We start from the raw sequence: 16139 nt of genomic DNA, 5'->3' as shown, positions 1-16139 counted from the left end.
ATAAGTTTCGAGCGACGCAGGAAGCCTCCGCATGGAATCGAAAGAAAAACTGTTAATGGAATTGCTGGGCCATACGGCTCGCTCTCTGACCCATCTCACCGCGTCGGTCACCTCAATGTCCTTCGAACTGCTGCGCAGCGAAGACGAAGTGGTGAAGACCGTCGGTCGCCACATGATCGATCGCATGGCGACCATCAGTGCCGGCCTCGACGAACACTGGCGATTGATCGGCGAACTCACCGGCGTACACGTCGCCCACGAGCAGATCGAAACCATCCAGGAAATTCAGCTGGCCGCGCCGCCGCAGTTGCCGTCGAACTGATCATGGCGGTTTATCGGCTCACCTGATAGGTGTCGATTCACAAGACGAACGTCGCTGGCGCCTGAACGGCGCCGGGGCCATAGTTTTGTTCCCGCGGGCGTGATTACCCGCCCAGAACAAGACAGAGACTGGCCATGACCAAGACTCTCCATCACCGTGCCTGCCACCTGTGCGAAGCCATTTGCGGGCTGACCATCGAGACCACCGAAACTGACGGTAATGTCGCGATCACCTCGATCAAGGGTGATGCGCTCGACACCTTCAGCCGTGGCCACATCTGCCCCAAAGCCGTGGCCCTGCAAGATATCCAGAACGATCCGGATCGTCTGCGTCAGCCTATGCGCCGGGTGGGCAGTGAATGGCTGCCGATCGAGTGGGACGAGGCGTTTACGCTGGTGGCCGAGAGGCTGGCGGCAATTCAGGAGCGGCATGGTCAGAACGCCGTGGCGGTATATCAGGGTAATCCGAGCGTGCACAATTACGGGTTGATGACCCACAGCAACTATTTCCTCGGGTTGTTGAAGACGCGTAATCGCTTCTCGGCGACCTCGGTCGATCAGTTGCCACATCACCTGAGCAGCTATCTGATGTATGGCCACGGCCTGCTGCTGCCGATTCCGGACATTGATCACACCGACTTCATGCTGATCCTCGGCGGCAACCCGCTGGCGTCCAACGGCAGCATCATGACCGTGCCGGATGTCGAGAAACGTTTAAAGGCAATCCAGGCGCGCGGCGGTAAAGTCGTTGTGGTCGATCCACGGCGCAGCGAGACGGCGGCGATAGCCGACCAACATTTGTTCGTGCGTCCCGGGGGCGATGCGGCGTTGTTGTTTGGCGTGCTCAACACGCTGTTTAGCGAGGGGCTGACCCGCGACAGTCATCTGCCGGTTGATGGCATGGACGAAGTGCGTGCAGCCGTCGCAGGTTTCACTGCTGAAGCCATGAGCCCGCTGTGCGCCGTGCCTGCTGAGCAGATCCGCCAACTGGCCCGCGACTTCGCCGCAGCGCCGAGTGCGGTGTGCTATGGGCGCATGGGCGTTTCGACGCAAGCGTTCGGTACGCTGTGCCATTGGGTCGTGCAGTTGATCAATCTGGTCACTGGCAACCTCGACCGGGTTGGCGGCGCGCTGTGCACCGAACCTGCGGTGGATCTGGTGGCGTCGACCTCGGGCGGGCATTTCAACAAATGGCAGAGCCGTGTCTCGGGACGTCCTGAATACGGCGGCGAGTTACCGGTCTCGGCGCTGGCCGAAGAGATGCTTACTGAAGGTGAGGGCCAGATCCGTGCACTGATCACCGTCGCAGGCAACCCGGTGCTGTCGACGCCGAACGGGCGGCAACTGGAGCAGGCGCTGGACGGTCTCGAGTTCATGGTCAGCATCGACCTGTACATCAATGAAACCACGCGCTATGCCGACCTGATCCTGCCGTCGACCTCGGCGCTGGAGAATGATCACTACGACACGACGTTCAATCTGTTCGCGGTGCGTAACGTCACCCGCTTCAACCGCGCGATCCTCGCCAAGCCAGAGGGCGCCTTGCATGACTGGGAGATCTTCGTCGGCCTGGCCAAGGCCTTTGCCGAAAATACCGGCAAGGAGCTGAAACCGACCATGCCACCGGCGAAAATGATCGACATGGGCCTGCGTATGGGGATGTACGGCGACGCGTCTGAGCAAAAGCTGTCACTGGCGACGTTGTTCGATCATCCCCACGGGATTGATCTGGGGGCGCTGAAAGCGAATCTGGCGTCGCGTCTTAAAACGCCGAATCAGCGCGTGCAGGCCGCTCCGCCAGAGATTCTCGCTGACCTTGCACGTTTCGCTGCGCTACAGGCTCCGGCCGCTGATGAGCTGTTGATGATTGGCCGCCGCCACGTACGCAGCAACAATTCGTGGATGCACAACTATCACCGTCTGGTGAAGGGCAAGCCGCGTCATCAGTTGCTGATGCACCCGGATGATCTTGCCAGTCGTGGTCTCAACGATGGTCAGCTTGTGCGCGTCAGTTCGCGGGTCGGCCAGATCGAGGTGGAAGTGCTTGGCAGTCTGGACATGATGAGGGGTGTGGTCAGTTTGCCGCACGGCTGGGGCCATGCGCGGCCAGGTGTGCAAATGGCGATTGCCAGCGGTCAGCCGGGGTCGAGTGCCAATGACCTGACCGATGAATGCCAGCTTGATGAGTTGTCGGGTAACGCGGCGCTTAATGGCGTGCCGGTCACGGTGGCGGCGGCCTGAACATGACTGTCGGGGAGACCGAGCATGGCGCTCGGGATTCCGTTACAATGCGTCACCGTGCCGACCCATGAGTCGGAAAGTTCAGCCGAGGTGCTCCATGGATATCATCGAAACGATTAAAGAGCAGATTGCCAACAACACCATTCTGCTTTACATGAAAGGCTCGCCGAATGCCCCACAGTGTGGCTTCTCCGCGAAAGCTGCGCAGGCTGTGATGGCGTGTGGCGAAAAGTTTGCGTACGTGGACATCCTGCAGAACCCGGAAATCCGCGCCAACCTGCCGAAGTACGCCAACTGGCCGACTTTCCCGCAACTGTGGGTCGGCGGTGAACTGGTCGGCGGTAGCGACATCATGACCGAGATGGCTGCAGACGGTTCGCTGCAAAGCACCATCAAGTCGGCTGTTGAAGCGGCTGCTGCGAACAAGTCCGAAGCCTGATCCGGCTTTTGTGGGAGCGAGCCTGCTCGCGAATGCTTTCTGCCGCTGACGACGTTCTCGGCTGACATGATGCTATCGCCAGCACGCTGGCTCCCACAGGGTTTCAGCATTGACTGAAATCCGGGCAATAAAAAGCCCCGCGCCTCGAAAGAGGGCGGGGCTTTTTAGTGTCTGGAGTTTAGCGGGCGCTAACTTACTCTTCGCCCATCTGCGATTGCAGATAGTTCTCAAGACCGACTTTATCGATCAGACCCAGCTGGGTTTCCAGCCAGTCGATATGTTCTTCTTCGGATTCGAGAATGTCTTCAAGCAGTTCACGGCTACCGAAGTCACCGACAGTTTCGCAATGTGCGATCGCGGTCTTCAGGTCAGCGTGACCGGTCTTCTCGATACGCAGGTCGCACTCCAGCATTTCCTTGGTGTGCTCGCCGATGTGCAGCTTGCCCAGGTCCTGCACGTTCGGCAGGCCTTCGAGGAACAGGATGCGCTTGATCAGCTTGTCCGCGTGTTTCATCTCGTCGATGGATTCTTTGTATTCGTGCTTGCCGAGCTTGTTCAGACCCCAATCTTCATACATGCGCGCATGCAGGAAGTACTGATTGATCGCGACCAGCTCATTGGCAAGGATCTTGTTGAGATGCTGGATGACTGTAATGTCGCCTTTCATGATCGGAGTCCTGCCCTGTATTCGCTGTATATACGGCAGAGTTTGAGCTTCGTACTTATAAGTGTCAAACCTAAGTTATTGAATAATATATGAAAATTAATCGGAATAAGAATGTTTGTGTTCCGCGTCTGGACGCTAAGCAATTGATTTTCAGGCATAAAAAAACCGGACATAAGTCCGGTTCTTTGAAATGGGGGGAGTTACGCGGCAGTAAATTCTACCGGATAAGGGATCGCGGCCTGGGCAGTTTGCAGCTTGGTCAGGGTTTCGCGGACCACTTCCTTGGCAAGGCAGGCACATTTGCCGCATTGGCTGGCGACGCCGGTGGCCTGGCGGACTTCTTTATAGCTGCAGCAACCTTCATAGATCGCTTCGCGGATCTGTCCGTCGGTGACGCCAGTGCAGAGACAAACATACATAAGTGAGAACCGTCGCTGGTTGTGACTCAATTGCGATGGATCTTAATGTTAACGAGAATGATTGTCAAAGTGCTTTCGGAACGCTTCAGCTGATTAATAGCCATGACTGACGAACGGTATTTGCTGGCGATTTGCCTGGCCCCGTAAATGCAGCGCCGTTCTGCGCCTGCTTTAAAAAACCGTTAAGGACAGGCCAAATTCGCAGTGTATGATGGTCGGCCCTTGCGAAGGGGGTTCGTGTCACAGGGCTGTTGCCTGAGGGTGGCAGGCTGGCGCGGACCCTGAACTTCAAGTTTTTACACCAGGAGATATCAATGAGCGTACTCGTAGGCAAACAAGCCCCTGACTTCACCGTCCCGGCCGTACTCGGCAATGGCGAGATCGTTGACAGCTTCACCCTGTCCTCGGCCATCAAAGGCAAATACGGCCTGGTGTTCTTCTACCCACTGGACTTCACCTTCGTCTGCCCGTCCGAGCTGATCGCTCTGGACAACCGCATGGCCGACTTCAAGGCACGCAACGTTGAAGTGATCGCTGTGTCGATCGACTCGCACTTCACTCACAACGCATGGCGCAACACTCCAGTGAACAATGGCGGCATCGGTCAGGTGAAATACACCATGGCTGCCGACATGAAACACGACATCGCCAAAGCCTACGACGTCGAGTCCGAAGGCGGCGTGGCTTTCCGTGGCGCATTCCTGATCGACGACAAAGGCGTGGTTCGTTCGCAGATCATCAACGACCTGCCGCTGGGCCGTAACATGGAAGAGCTGATCCGTCTGGTCGACGCTCTGCAATTCCACGAAGAGCACGGCGAAGTCTGCCCTGCCAACTGGAAAAAAGGCGACAAAGGCATGAACGCTTCGCCAGAAGGCGTTGCTGCTTACCTGACCGAGAACGCTGCGGCCCTGTAAGGCGCAACGTCGAGGTACAAAAAAACCGGCCCACGTGGCCGGTTTTTTTATGCGCGGGATTTACCCGACGACCATCAATCAGTCGTCGAAGTCTTCCCAGCCGCCCATCTGTTTCCAGCGGTTGACGATGCCGCAGAACAGCTCAGCGGTTTTCTCGGTGTCGTAACGTGCCGAGTGCGCCTCACGGCCATCGAAATCGATGTCGGCAGCCTGGCAGGCTTTCGCCAGTACGGTTTGACCGTAGGCCAGACCGGCCAGCGTCGCGGTGTCGAAGCTGGAGAATGGGTGGAACGGGTTGCGCTTCATGTCCAGACGCGCAACGGCCGCGTTGAGGAAGCCAAGGTCGAAGCTGCTGTTGTGACCAACCAGAATCGCGCGCTTGCAGCCGTTGGCCTTCAGCGCCTTGCGGATGCCACGGAAAATGTCGGTCAGCGCAGTTTCTTCGCTGACCGCCATGCGTAGTGGGTGATCGAGCTTGATCCCGGTGAACTCCAGCGCCGCTGCTTCGATGTTGGCGCCTTCGAACGGCTCAACACGGAAGAAGTAGGTGTGGTCCGGGTAAACAAAACCCTTTTCATCCATGGCGATGGTGGTCGCAGCAATCTCCAGCAACGCATCGGTGGCCGAGTTGAAGCCACCGGTTTCTACGTCAACGACAACCGGCAGGTAGCCGCGAAAGCGTGCTGCCATCGGGTGACGGGAACTGCCACCGCCACTTTGACCGTCCAGTTCGTCGTCGAAATGGTCTTCACTCACGCGTGTTCCTCCAGCAGGCGCCAGCGCAGTTTTTCACCGGCGCGCAGCGGGATAACGGTCAGCTCGCCAAACGGCAGGCTGGTCGGGGCGGTCCATTCTTCACGAACCAGGGTGATGCGATCGGTGTTTGCCGGCAGGCCGTAGAAACGGGGGCCGTTGAGGCTGGCGAAGGCTTCGAGCTTGTCCAGCGCGTTACGCTGTTCGAAGGCTTCGGCATACATCTCGATGGCGGCGTACGCGGTGTAGCAACCGGCGCAGCCACAAGCGGCTTCTTTGGCGTGCTGGGCGTGCGGTGCCGAATCGGTGCCGAGGAAGAACTTCGCACTGCCACTGGTGGCGGCGTCGAGCAGGGCTTCCTGGTGCGTATTGCGCTTGAGGATCGGCAGGCAATAGAAGTGCGGCCGAATCCCGCCCACCAGCATGTGATTGCGGTTGTAGAGCAGGTGATGCGCGGTGATGGTCGCGCCAACGTTGGCCGAAGCCTCGTTGACGAACTGCACGGCGTCGGCGGTGGTGATGTGTTCGAACACCACTTTCAGCGTCGGAAAACGCTCGACCACGCGGCGCATGTGCTCATCGATGAAAATCTTTTCGCGGTCGAACACATCGACGTCGCCACGGGTGACTTCACCGTGGATCAACAGCGGCATGCCGACTTCGGCCATGGCTTCGATTGCCGGCAGAATCTTGTCGATGCTGGTCACGCCGGAATCGGAGTTGGTGGTCGCGCCGGCCGGGTACAGCTTGGCGGCATAGACAAAACCACTGGCCTTGGCTTCACGAATTTCTTCGGGCTGGGTGCGGTCGGTGAGGTACAGCACCATCAGCGGCTCAAAGCGACTGCCGGCCGGGCGGGCAGCGAGAATCCGCTGGCGATAGCCGTCGGCTTCAGCGGCGTTGCGCACCGGAGGTACCAGGTTGGGCATGATGATCGCGCGGCCGAAAGTGCGCGCAACATCGGCAACGGTATTGGTCAACACGGCACCATCGCGAAGATGAATGTGCCAGTCGTCGGGACGCAGCAGGGTCAGGCGGTCGGACATGAGGGGATTCCAGGCGGGTCAAACTGAGGCGAATGCTACCGGAAAAGACTCTTGCAGGCACTCGCTATCAAGTTTTGCGGGAAGCTTCCGATATCCCGTAGGTATGCCGTAAACATAGTGTGAATCGGTCTTTGTGTTTCAGAAGCCAATGGAGCCTCCCGTGCGCCAGCGTTATTTAGCCTTGCTCAGTGTGTTTGCCAGCCTTCCCGCGATGGCGCTCACGTACCAGACCCGTCTGGAGAACATTGAGTGGACGGTCGCCGGCGACAAGTTCGAATGTCGTCTGACCCAGCCGATCACCGATTTCGGCTCGGGCGAGTTCGTGCGCAAGGCGGGCGAGCAGGCGATCTTCCGTCTGAACGCCTACAACGCCATGCTTGGCGGTGGTTCGGCAACGTTGCTGGCGGCGGCTGCGCCTTGGCAGCCGGGGCGTGGTGACATCAATCTGGGCAGCGTCCGGCTTGGCAGCGGCAACGTGCTGTTCAGCAGTTCGCAGTCGCAGGCCGGTGGTCTGATCAGCGGTCTGCTGGACGGGCGCAGCCCGGTTGTACGTCGCGCGTCTGGCGATGGCCGTGTCTCGGAAGTGCGTTTATTGCCGGTGAAATTCAGCAAGGCGTTTAACGACTATCAGACCTGTGTGGCGAAATTGCTGCCGCAGAATTTCGACCAGATCAAGCAGTCGCAGATCGGCTTCCCCGGCGAGGGCGTTGATCTGGACGCCGCCGCCAAGGCCAAGCTGCAAGTGATGCTCGAATTCATGAAGGCCGATCCAACGGTCAATCACATCGAGCTCGATGGCCACTCGGACAACAGCGGCAATCGCCTGACCAACCGTGAACTGTCGCGCCGCCGAGCGCTGGCAGTGGTCGACTTCTTCAAGGCCAACGGCATTCAGGAATCGCAGATCACCGTACGCTTCCATGGCGAGCAATATCCGATCGTGCCGAACACCAATGCGGCCAATCGTGCGAAGAACCGTCGGGTCAATGTAAAACTGGCGCGCGTGGCGCCGACCAGCCCCGCACCTGCGCCTCAAGCGAGTACACCAGCCAGCACTGCAGCAACTTCCTGACCCGCCGGTCATCGTCGCGCTCTCGACAGATTCTGTCGCTTTGTCGTCTTAAGCTGTCGCGCCTCTGTAAATTATCGCGTTTGAGCGGTAGACTCCTCGGCTTTCCGTAGAACCCCGTGGAGTGATGGCATGGCGGACGTAAACAAGGTCGTTCTGGCGTATTCCGGCGGCCTGGACACTTCGGTGATCCTCAAGTGGCTGCAGGATACTTATAACTGTGAAGTGGTGACCTTCACCGCCGATCTCGGTCAAGGCGAAGAGGTCGAGCCGGCCCGCGCCAAGGCCCAGGCCATGGGCGTCAAAGAAATCTACATCGACGATCTGCGCGAAGAATTCGTGCGTGATTTCGTGTACCCGATGTTCCGCGCCAACACCGTTTACGAGGGCGAGTACCTGCTGGGTACTTCCATCGCACGTCCGCTGATCGCCAAACGTCTGATCGAAATCGCCAACGAAACCGGCGCTGACGCCATTTCCCATGGCGCCACCGGCAAGGGCAACGACCAGGTGCGTTTCGAACTGGGTGCCTACGCACTCAAGCCAGGCGTAAAAGTCATTGCACCTTGGCGCGAGTGGGACCTGCTGTCCCGCGAGAAGCTGATGGACTACGCCGAAAAGCACGCGATCCCGATCGAGCGTCACGGCAAGAAGAAGTCCCCGTACTCGATGGACGCCAACCTGCTGCACATCTCCTATGAAGGCGGCGTGCTGGAAGACACCTGGACCGAGCACGAAGAAGACATGTGGAAATGGACCGTCTCCCCGGAGAACGCTCCTGATAAACCACAGTATCTGGAACTGACCTACCGTAACGGCGATATCGTTGCGCTGGACGGCGTCGAAATGACTCCGGCCACCGTGCTGGCAACGCTGAACAAGATCGGTGGCGCTCACGGTATCGGCCGTCTCGACATCGTTGAAAACCGTTACGTCGGCATGAAGTCCCGTGGTTGCTACGAAACCCCGGGCGGCACCATCATGCTGCGCGCTCACCGCGCCATCGAGTCGATCACCCTGGACCGCGAAGTCGCTCACCTGAAAGACGAGCTGATGCCGAAATACGCCAGCCTGATCTACACCGGTTACTGGTGGAGCCCTGAGCGTCTGATGCTGCAACAGATGATCGATGCTTCGCAGGTCAACGTGAACGGTGTCGTTCGCCTGAAGCTGTACAAAGGCAACGTGATCGTCACTGGCCGCAAGTCCGACGACTCGCTGTTCGATGCCAACATCGCGACCTTCGAAGAAGACGGCGGTGCTTACAACCAGGCCGACGCGGCGGGCTTCATCAAGCTCAACGCGCTGCGCATGCGCATTGCGGCCAACAAGGGTCGCAAGCTGTTCTAAGCGTTGCAGACTGACGCGCAATGAAAAGGGCGGCCTTGTCATCGAGACAAGGTCGCCCTTTTTGCATCATTCTTTGCCTATCTCTGATCGAGCCGTGCTCCTGGTCTTCGCGTTCGTGGCTACGACTCATCTTTCATGCCCGTCCCAGCAGCGTCACCGCTTGTGAGCACAGGTTATAAACAATACAAAGCGTTTTGCCTGAGCCTTTTTTAACCTGCTTGATGTGCAGCAGCGCATTTTTCGTCAGTAAAACGTCCGACACATGATTGGAAAGAAACACCACCACACGGACAGTTTTCCTGTCGAGGTTTCGGATATTTTCCAGAATCGTGGCTAATTCTTTTGACGCGTCGACATCTCGCGCATCAATGAGATGCAGGTTGCTGATCCACGCGGGCAACTGGATGTTGTGCTGAACAATCAGACTCGACTTGGTGTTGGTCCCCCCAGGTGGATCGGGCGCGGTGTGCACTGTGCACGAGACTTTGCATTCCACTGTGGCTGACTCGTTGGGCACGATACAACTTGATAGTTCAAATGTACCTTGCGTGGATGACTGCTGAGTCGAAGTGTTTCGTTTGCTCTCGCGGTCATTGTTGTCGATTGTTTTTAGAAAGCTCTTGTCTTTGCCGAAGTCTGATGGCGAATAGAGAGAGCGGTAGTTAAAGTTTAAAGTAATAAAAAACAGAAATAGCAGATAGAATGGAAAGCTGATCAGAAACCACACGTAAATCTCTCTGTCTTTGTTGTCGAGAAAAGGCAGGGAAACTGCGGCTGATGTTTCCGAAATGGCTGCAAATATGGCAATTACTGTCATTGGGTTAGTGATCTTGTTTTTTATTTTCAGCATGTTTGTACTCTTGTGTCTGGTCTTTCTCATGGTTAATGGTTTGTGTTGGTTGAGAAGTGGGTAGTTGGTTTTCAGGTATTTATATTTATAGTAAAAGTATTGGGTCGGGTATAAATATCTTGTTTCAAGTGTTTATATTCTGCTCGCTGTTATCGAGTCCGTGTGTCTGCTATTGCGTTATGTTTGCGGTTTGTAATAAATCTCGTCTGCCGGGCGCAAGCTCAAGGGGAGCGAGGCCGTTTTGGCCAGTGCAGGTCAGCGGCGAGTCACCAACTCGATGTCGTCAGTCGTAGTCTGTAACAAGTTGGAAGAGAACTATTGCTTTGGATGGAGGAGGGAATAACGTCGGATTTTTAGGAGGGTAGCGATTTTTTGTAGGATTAATCCGCGATCGCTGTAGGGGATGTCTCTCGATGCAAGTGCATGATAACCCCGGCATGCCATAGAGCAAGTGACTGGGCTATTGTGCGTGTTCTAAAAATTCGAACAGCGAAACTGGACTTGCCCATGAATAAAGTGCTGATCGTGGATGATCACCCTGTCATTCGTCTTGCGGTACGTATGCTGATGGAACGTCATGGCTACGAAGTCATCGCAGAAACTGATAACGGTGTGGATGCGTTACAACTTGCTCGCGAACAAATGCCGGATATTGTCATTCTGGATATAGGAATACCAAAACTTGATGGTCTGGAAGTTATTGCACGCCTGACGTCGACGGCGATGCCTATTAAAGTACTGGTGTTGACTTCCCAGGCGCCTGGGCACTTTTCAATGCGCTGCATGCAGTCGGGGGCTGCCGGTTATGTCTGTAAACAGCAGGACTTGACCGAGTTGCTCAGCGCAATCAAGGCCGTCTTGTCCGGCTACAGTTATTTTCCCAATCAGGCGTTGCATACAGTGCGTACCAGTCTGGGTAATGCCAGTGAAGCCGATATGGTCGATCGTCTGTCCGGTCGGGAAATGATGGTGTTGCAGCAGTTGGCGCGGGGCAAGACCAACAAGGAAATCGCCGATGGCATGTTTTTGAGCAACAAAACGGTGAGTACCTACAAGACGCGTTTGTTGTTGAAGCTCAATGCTCGCTCCCTGGTTGATCTTATCGAACTGGCGCAGCGTAATGGTCTGGTCTGAATGTATCGATGGCTGACAGGGTCATGGGCCGATCAAACTCAGCTAGCCGCAGAAAGTGAAAAGCCTCCGTTTCGGGAGGCTTTCAAGTATCAGTCATCAAAATCGTACTCGGCCAATTGCTTTTGCAGTCGGCGCTCCTCAAGCAGATTATCGATCGTACGGCGCTTGCTGAGATTGGTCTTGGCGACTTCGAGCACAGGTTCGGCATCATCAGTTTCTGCAGCGATATCGTCATCTACATCCAGTGGCTCTTTGTCGCTACTCATCAGCTAACTCCCGGCTAAGAATGCCTCTGGCGCTCCTTATATCGATATTCCTGCGGCGGGTAAAAAAGATTTTTTCAATCGACTTATCAATTATTCCAATAGCCGGTCAATCGTCCGAAGTTTTGTCCTTGTACTCGCATAAATCCTCGATGCGGCAACTGCCGCAGCGTGGCTTGCGGGCCAGACACACATAACGGCCGTGAAGAATCAGCCAGTGATGAGAGTCGAGCAGGAATTCTTTGGGTACGAACTTCATCAGCTTCTTTTCCACTTCAACCACATTTTTACCTGGTGCAATGCCGGTGCGGTTGCTGACCCGAAAGATGTGGGTGTCGACGGCCATGGTCAGTTGCCGGAAAGCCGTATTGAGTACGACGTTGGCGGTCTTGCGGCCCACTCCCGGCAAGGCTTCGAGCTCTTCACGGGTTTGCGGAACCACACTGCCGTGGCGTTCGACCAGCAGGCGGCAGGTTTCGATGACGTTCTTGGCCTTGCTGTTGTAGAGACCGATTGTCTTGATGTATTCCGATAGACCTTCGACCCCTAAAGCGTGGATCGCCGCCGGCGTATTGGCCACCGGAAACAGCTTTGCCGTGGCCTTGTTGACGCCGACGTCAGTCGACTGCGCAGAAAGAATCACGGCGATCAACAGCTCGAACGGCGAGGAGTAGGCCAGCTCAGTCTTCGGCTCCGGATTGTCTTCGTGCAGGCGGCGGAAAATCTCCAGACGTTTTGCAGCATTCATGGGCGATGCGTTTCCTTGGATATCGAGTTCGGGCGAATCAACGCCTGGCGCGCCGCCAACAGCAGCGCCAACAAAATAAAAGCACCGGGGATCAAGGTGATCAGGTGCAGCCCTTCGCTAAATACAACAAAACCTGGCCAGTCTTCGGACAGCCCCCGGCCGAGACTACCGTGACCGATGAGTTCACGCAGCCCGGCGAGCAGCAACATCAATCCGCCGAACATGCCGCAGAGTTTCAAGCGCTCGACCAGCGATGAGCGCCAGAAGCCATTGTGTTCCAGTACCACGCATTGCAAGGCGATCAGGCCGGCATAGAGGCCGAATGTTTGCTGCCAGGGCAGAAACCAGCGTTGCGCCAACAGGTCTGCACAACTGCTGAAGGTCGCGGCGAGCAGCAGGCCAGCCAGCAATGCGCTCGTGCCAGTGAGGCGAGAGCGTAAAACAGGCATGCACAGGCCATACAGACCCACGACACTGGCGAACATCAATAATGCCCCCAGTGCGCCTGCCAAGGAGTCACTGGTGCCAAGCAGCAGTGTCAGTATCAAAGCATTCGAAAGGGCTGCCGAGCGGTTCATGTTCCGCTCCCCAGCAGTGCCGACCGATGTTCATCGAAGTAGCGCAGCGCATCATGGATAGCGCTGATCGCCGCGCGAGAGGTGATGGTCGCACCGGCGATTTGATCAAATTGTCCTTGATCCTTTTTCAGCGCCCAGCCTGCATCGGTCGGCTCTTTGGCTGATTGGCCGGTAAACGTTTGCAGCCAGGCATTCGGCCAGTCACCCAGATGCCCGCCGAGTGCCGGGGTTTCGGTCTGTTCAAGGGTTTTCACCGCCAATAATTTGCCAGTGGTATCGATGGCGATCAACAGCTCAATGGCACCCGCATAACCCTGGGTCTGACTGCGCAACAGTATCGCGACGGCCTGGCCGTCTCGGGTCGCGCGATAGCCGCCCGACAAGGTGCTGTGACTCAGGGTGGTGTCTGTCAAAGCCAGAGGCTGTTCCAGCGGTTGATTGTCGTAGGTCTCGAGCGGGAGCAGGTCGAGCAGTTTGCGGCTTTCGATCAAGCGCTGTTCGGCGGCAATCTGCGGTGCGTTAATGCGCTGTACGAAGTAGGTCGCGCCGATGCCGATGACCGCCAACAGCAGCACAATAAACGCGCTCGCCGTACGATTCATGGCCTCACCTCAACCTGACGGTCAGTGGCAAATCGCTCCAGCGCCGGCACGCAAAGATTCATCAGCAGCACCGCAAACGCCACGCCATCCGGATACCCACCCCAGGTGCGAATCAAATAAGTCAGCAGCCCGACCCCGATGCCGAACAGCAGGCGGGCGAGCGCGGTTTTAGCTCCCGAGACCGGTTCTGTGATGATGAAGAACGCGCCCAGCATGGTCGCGCCACTGAGCAGGTGGAACAGCGGCGACCCCTGCGAGTCCGACCCGGAACCATTCCAGAACAGCAGGCTGACGACAAATAGACTGGCGAGCATGCCTGCCGGTGCGTGCCAATCGAAGACCCGGCGTTGCAGCAAAAACAAGCCCCCGGCGAGAAACGCCAGATTCACCCATTCCACACCGTGACCGCCAAAGCGACCGAACGCCGGATTACTGGCGAACAATTCGTCCATGGTCAGGCTTTTGTTGATGCGCAAGCTGTCCAGCACGGTGGCCTGTGCCCACGCGTCCGGTGCCACACCTGCGCCGAATACCTGTTGAAACGTTGCCGTCAGATCCAGGCCATGGGCCGGCCAATGGGTCATCGGCTGGGGGAACATCACCATGGCCAAGGCAAACCCGAGCATCGCCGGATTGAACGGATTTCTACCAACGCCACCGTACACGTGCTTGCCAAACAACAGACCCGAGGCAATCGCCGTTACCGTCAGCCACCACGGGCAATAAGGTGGCAGGGCGGCGGCGAGCAATGTCGCGCTGACCAGTGCACTGCCGTCGCGGAGTGTCGGCTGCATTGGCTGTCGACGCAGTCGGAGGACAGCTGCTTCGACCATCAGCGCGGTGACGATAGCCAACATCAAGTTGATCAACACGCCCCAGCCGTACAACCAGAACAGCGTCAGCAGCCCCGGCAAGGCGGCGAGCAGCACCCGTTTCATCGCCTGTTGCAGGCGGTCTTCGGGTGCCTCAAGGGGCGACATGATCTTGCACCTGGCGCTCGGCGTCTTGCAGGCGGGCGCGGGCCTTGTCGAGGGTTTCACTGGGCGTGTCGGCGCGCCGTTCGAGTTTGTTGAGATCCGCGCGGGCGTAGGCCAATTCGGTTTTCAACTGGCGAAGCTGGCTGTCGATAGGGCGTTTTTCGACGCGCACCAGGTCAGGCAAAGGTTGATCGCTGGTGGCTTCGGCGGCGTGCAGGGCCTGCTCGGCATCGCTTAATGCTTGTTCCAGCGCGGCGATCTGCTCGGGCGCCGCTTCGGCGGTTTGGGCTTTTTTCAGATCAGCGCGGCGCATGGCCAACTGGATCTTCGCCCGTTTCAGATCGGCGTCTTTGGCAGGGGCAGGCACTGTGGGTGCTGGCGCAGCGCTGCTTTCAACGGCCGCCAGAGCCTGTTCGGCCGCTTCGAACTGCTGCTGCAACACGATCAGTTGGGTCTGCTGCTCGAACGTTGGCGGATGGCCGAAAGCTTTCAACGATTTGTGCAATTGCGCACGGCTCATGGCCACATCGATCTTGGCTTTCTTCAGCGCCGCATCAGCGGTCGCCGCTTTCTGCGCACGCACCCGTTCCAGTGCTGCCTGTACCGGATCGGTTGCAGTCACTTCAGGTTGCGCCGCCCGTTTTGCCCGCGCTTCACGCTCTGCCTGCTTTTGTTGTTCTTCGCGTTGCAAGCGCTGGTGTCGACGCTCGAAACGTTGACGCGCGTGGTCGCGTTTGGCCGCCCGTGCGCGCTGTTCTTCAAGACTGAATGCCAGACCGCCAACCACCGGCAACGTGCTCGGTGGCAATGGATGCATTTCGATGCAATCCACCGGGCACGGCGCAACACACAGGTCGCAACCGGTGCATTCGTCAATGATCACCGTGTGCATCAGTTTCGCCGCGCCGACAATCGCGTCGATCGGGCAGGCCTGGATGCACTTGGTGCAGCCAATGCATTCGGCTTCACGGATGAACGCCACTTGCGGCGGCGCTGCGCCGCGACTGATGTCCAGTTCCAGCACCGGCACTTTTAACAGTTCAGCCAGCGCGGCAATGGTTTCGTCACCGCCCGGCGGGCACTTGTTGATCGGCTCGCCTGCGACGATGCCTTGCGCATACGGCTTGCATCCGGGATGGCCGCATTTACCGCATTGGGTCTGCGGCAGAAGGGCATCGATGCGTTGAATCAGACTCATGTTTTGATCAGTCCACTGAATCCGAGAAAAATCACTGCGATCAATCCGGCGCTGATCAAATCGATCGGCAAGCCACGAAAGGGCAGGGGAATGTCGTTATCGGCCGTACGTTCACGCAAATCCTGGAACAGGCTCAGTACCAACCAGAAACCCAGCCCGGCACCGAGGCTCAAAGCGGTCGCCTGCAGCAGGCCCCGATCGTTTTGCGCGTTGATCAGTGCCAGCCCGAGCACGCCGGCATTGCCCAGCAACAATGGCCACAAACCTTCGAAGGGCAGATTCGGCAACCTGCGCGCGAGCAGCTTCAACAGTGGCGCAATCAGCAACACACTCAACGGCAGAAACACAAACAGGCGCAGCGCCTCAAGTTGCAACGGCACCAACAGCCAATGCCAGATCGCATAACCCGCCACACCGACAACCGACATCAGGCACAACGTCGCTAGCCCCAACGCATGCACCTGACGACGACTGGCCGCCAACAGCGGATCGACGCCCAGCGGCCAGTGCAACACGAAGTTGTTGAGCAGCGCAGCACTGATAAGCGTAAGCACGAGTTCGGTCATG

The 16139-nt window shown here is 57.5% G+C and carries 19 protein-coding genes; 7 read left to right on the top strand and 12 right to left on the bottom strand.

The window, feature by feature from the left end:
- Nucleotides 1-31: 31 nt before the first annotated feature.
- The 3 genes from VY732_RS23650 (at nucleotide 32) to grxD (ending at nucleotide 3001) form a co-directional block, all read left to right on the top strand.
- The gene (locus VY732_RS23650) at nucleotides 32-322 is read left to right on the top strand and encodes a hypothetical protein (RefSeq protein ID WP_331691888.1); all 291 of its coding nucleotides are present in this window, start codon (nucleotides 32-34) and stop codon (nucleotides 320-322) included.
- Between the two features lie 134 nt (nucleotides 323-456).
- Nucleotides 457-2562: a molybdopterin oxidoreductase family protein gene (locus VY732_RS23645; protein WP_331691887.1), complete on the top strand. Its 2106-nt coding sequence runs from the start codon at nucleotides 457-459 to the stop codon at nucleotides 2560-2562.
- A gap of 97 nt (nucleotides 2563-2659) precedes the next feature.
- Complete coding sequence (gene grxD, locus VY732_RS23640; RefSeq protein WP_008079424.1) at nucleotides 2660-3001, top strand: Grx4 family monothiol glutaredoxin; 342 nt, start codon at nucleotides 2660-2662, stop codon at nucleotides 2999-3001.
- Nucleotides 3002-3194: 193 nt separating this feature from the next.
- Here grxD and bfr read toward each other — a convergent pair whose 3' ends face one another.
- Together bfr and VY732_RS23630 are read right to left on the bottom strand one after the other, a co-directional pair.
- Complete coding sequence (bfr, locus tag VY732_RS23635; RefSeq protein ID WP_007916671.1) at nucleotides 3195-3668, bottom strand: bacterioferritin; 474 nt, start codon at nucleotides 3666-3668, stop codon at nucleotides 3195-3197.
- Nucleotides 3669-3868: 200 nt separating this feature from the next.
- Nucleotides 3869-4087: a bacterioferritin-associated ferredoxin gene (locus VY732_RS23630; protein WP_003227725.1), complete on the bottom strand. Its 219-nt coding sequence runs from the start codon at nucleotides 4085-4087 to the stop codon at nucleotides 3869-3871.
- A gap of 314 nt (nucleotides 4088-4401) precedes the next feature.
- On the opposite strand from VY732_RS23630, the gene VY732_RS23625 reads away from it, so the two are divergent.
- Nucleotides 4402-5004 (top strand): peroxiredoxin, encoded by a 603-nt coding sequence (locus VY732_RS23625; RefSeq protein ID WP_003227723.1) that lies wholly within the window; start codon nucleotides 4402-4404, stop codon nucleotides 5002-5004.
- Between the two features lie 78 nt (nucleotides 5005-5082).
- Here the strand turns inward: VY732_RS23625 and rnt are convergent, their stop codons facing one another.
- On the bottom strand, nucleotides 5083-5760 hold the full coding sequence (gene rnt / locus VY732_RS23620) for a ribonuclease T (protein WP_008079422.1): 678 nt from the start codon (nucleotides 5758-5760) through the stop codon (nucleotides 5083-5085).
- Nucleotides 5757-6803: a dihydroorotase gene (gene pyrC / locus VY732_RS23615; protein WP_008079419.1), complete on the bottom strand. Its 1047-nt coding sequence runs from the start codon at nucleotides 6801-6803 to the stop codon at nucleotides 5757-5759. The genes rnt and pyrC overlap by 4 nt, the downstream gene beginning before the upstream one ends.
- Before the next feature lie 160 nt (nucleotides 6804-6963).
- Between pyrC and VY732_RS23610 the strand changes: the two genes are divergently transcribed.
- Both VY732_RS23610 and VY732_RS23605 read left to right on the top strand, forming a co-directional pair.
- Nucleotides 6964-7875 (top strand): flagellar protein MotY, encoded by a 912-nt coding sequence (locus VY732_RS23610; protein ID WP_016986655.1) that lies wholly within the window; start codon nucleotides 6964-6966, stop codon nucleotides 7873-7875.
- A gap of 129 nt (nucleotides 7876-8004) precedes the next feature.
- Nucleotides 8005-9222 (top strand): argininosuccinate synthase, encoded by a 1218-nt coding sequence (locus tag VY732_RS23605; protein ID WP_016986656.1) that lies wholly within the window; start codon nucleotides 8005-8007, stop codon nucleotides 9220-9222.
- Nucleotides 9223-9355: 133 nt separating this feature from the next.
- Here VY732_RS23605 and VY732_RS23600 read toward each other — a convergent pair whose 3' ends face one another.
- Nucleotides 9356-10072 carry a hypothetical protein gene (locus tag VY732_RS23600; RefSeq protein ID WP_077574365.1) on the bottom strand — a complete coding sequence of 239 codons (717 nt, stop codon included), beginning with the start codon at nucleotides 10070-10072 and terminating at the stop codon, nucleotides 9356-9358.
- A gap of 507 nt (nucleotides 10073-10579) precedes the next feature.
- Between VY732_RS23600 and VY732_RS23595 the strand changes: the two genes are divergently transcribed.
- Complete coding sequence (locus VY732_RS23595) at nucleotides 10580-11206, top strand: response regulator transcription factor (RefSeq protein ID WP_007916656.1); 627 nt, start codon at nucleotides 10580-10582, stop codon at nucleotides 11204-11206.
- 89 nt (nucleotides 11207-11295) lie between these two features.
- Here the strand turns inward: VY732_RS23595 and VY732_RS23590 are convergent, their stop codons facing one another.
- The 7 genes from VY732_RS23590 to VY732_RS23560 form a co-directional block, all read right to left on the bottom strand.
- Entirely contained in the window at nucleotides 11296-11472 is a 177-nt protein-coding gene (locus VY732_RS23590; protein ID WP_176091769.1) for a PA3496 family putative envelope integrity protein, read from the bottom strand.
- Between the two features lie 106 nt (nucleotides 11473-11578).
- Nucleotides 11579-12217, bottom strand: a complete 639-nt coding sequence (gene nth / locus VY732_RS23585) for an endonuclease III (RefSeq protein WP_077574364.1) — start codon at nucleotides 12215-12217, stop codon at nucleotides 11579-11581.
- On the bottom strand, nucleotides 12214-12795 hold the full coding sequence (locus VY732_RS23580) for an Rnf-Nqr domain containing protein (RefSeq protein WP_137219168.1): 582 nt from the start codon (nucleotides 12793-12795) through the stop codon (nucleotides 12214-12216). Before VY732_RS23580 ends, nth begins: the two co-directional genes overlap by 4 nt.
- Nucleotides 12792-13397, bottom strand: a complete 606-nt coding sequence (locus VY732_RS23575) for an RnfABCDGE type electron transport complex subunit G (protein ID WP_077574362.1) — start codon at nucleotides 13395-13397, stop codon at nucleotides 12792-12794. The genes VY732_RS23580 and VY732_RS23575 overlap by 4 nt, the downstream gene beginning before the upstream one ends.
- Nucleotides 13394-14377, bottom strand: coding sequence for an RnfABCDGE type electron transport complex subunit D (locus tag VY732_RS23570; protein ID WP_077574361.1), 984 nt, complete (start codon nucleotides 14375-14377; stop codon nucleotides 13394-13396). Before VY732_RS23570 ends, VY732_RS23575 begins: the two co-directional genes overlap by 4 nt.
- A complete protein-coding gene (rsxB, locus tag VY732_RS23565; RefSeq protein ID WP_331691886.1) occupies nucleotides 14364-15572 on the bottom strand; it encodes an electron transport complex subunit RsxB in 1209 nt (402 codons plus the stop codon). The genes VY732_RS23570 and rsxB overlap by 14 nt, the downstream gene beginning before the upstream one ends.
- Nucleotides 15569-16138 carry an electron transport complex protein RnfA gene (locus tag VY732_RS23560; protein ID WP_331691885.1) on the bottom strand — a complete coding sequence of 190 codons (570 nt, stop codon included), beginning with the start codon at nucleotides 16136-16138 and terminating at the stop codon, nucleotides 15569-15571. Before VY732_RS23560 ends, rsxB begins: the two co-directional genes overlap by 4 nt.
- Nucleotide 16139 lies beyond the last annotated feature (1 nt).

The organism is Pseudomonas sp. ZY71, from assembly GCF_036542145.1.
GTDB classification, from domain to species: Bacteria; Pseudomonadota; Gammaproteobacteria; order Pseudomonadales; family Pseudomonadaceae; genus Aquipseudomonas; species Aquipseudomonas koreensis_A.
This window is presented reverse-complemented; position numbering and strand designations above follow the sequence as displayed.

Excerpts from the sequence above, each read along its gene's own strand:
- VY732_RS23650 (WP_331691888.1), top strand. The coding sequence starts at position 32 with ATGGAATCGAAAGAAAAACTGTTAATGGAATTGCTGGGCCATACGGCT.
- VY732_RS23645 (WP_331691887.1), top strand. The coding sequence starts at position 457 with ATGACCAAGACTCTCCATCACCGTGCCTGCCACCTGTGCGAAGCCATT.
- grxD (WP_008079424.1), top strand. The coding sequence starts at position 2,660 with ATGGATATCATCGAAACGATTAAAGAGCAGATTGCCAACAACACCATT.
- bfr (WP_007916671.1), bottom strand. The coding sequence starts at position 3,668 with ATGAAAGGCGACATTACAGTCATCCAGCATCTCAACAAGATCCTTGCC.
- VY732_RS23630 (WP_003227725.1), bottom strand. The coding sequence starts at position 4,087 with ATGTATGTTTGTCTCTGCACTGGCGTCACCGACGGACAGATCCGCGAA.
- VY732_RS23625 (WP_003227723.1), top strand. The coding sequence starts at position 4,402 with ATGAGCGTACTCGTAGGCAAACAAGCCCCTGACTTCACCGTCCCGGCC.
- pyrC (WP_008079419.1), bottom strand. The coding sequence starts at position 6,803 with ATGTCCGACCGCCTGACCCTGCTGCGTCCCGACGACTGGCACATTCAT.
- VY732_RS23605 (WP_016986656.1), top strand. The coding sequence starts at position 8,005 with ATGGCGGACGTAAACAAGGTCGTTCTGGCGTATTCCGGCGGCCTGGAC.
- VY732_RS23600 (WP_077574365.1), bottom strand. The coding sequence starts at position 10,072 with ATGCTGAAAATAAAAAACAAGATCACTAACCCAATGACAGTAATTGCC.
- VY732_RS23595 (WP_007916656.1), top strand. The coding sequence starts at position 10,580 with ATGAATAAAGTGCTGATCGTGGATGATCACCCTGTCATTCGTCTTGCG.
- VY732_RS23590 (WP_176091769.1), bottom strand. The coding sequence starts at position 11,472 with ATGAGTAGCGACAAAGAGCCACTGGATGTAGATGACGATATCGCTGCA.
- nth (WP_077574364.1), bottom strand. The coding sequence starts at position 12,217 with ATGAATGCTGCAAAACGTCTGGAGATTTTCCGCCGCCTGCACGAAGAC.
- VY732_RS23580 (WP_137219168.1), bottom strand. The coding sequence starts at position 12,795 with ATGAACCGCTCGGCAGCCCTTTCGAATGCTTTGATACTGACACTGCTG.
- VY732_RS23575 (WP_077574362.1), bottom strand. The coding sequence starts at position 13,397 with ATGAATCGTACGGCGAGCGCGTTTATTGTGCTGCTGTTGGCGGTCATC.
- VY732_RS23570 (WP_077574361.1), bottom strand. The coding sequence starts at position 14,377 with ATGTCGCCCCTTGAGGCACCCGAAGACCGCCTGCAACAGGCGATGAAA.
- rsxB (WP_331691886.1), bottom strand. The coding sequence starts at position 15,572 with ATGAGTCTGATTCAACGCATCGATGCCCTTCTGCCGCAGACCCAATGC.
- VY732_RS23560 (WP_331691885.1), bottom strand. The coding sequence starts at position 16,138 with ATGACCGAACTCGTGCTTACGCTTATCAGTGCTGCGCTGCTCAACAAC.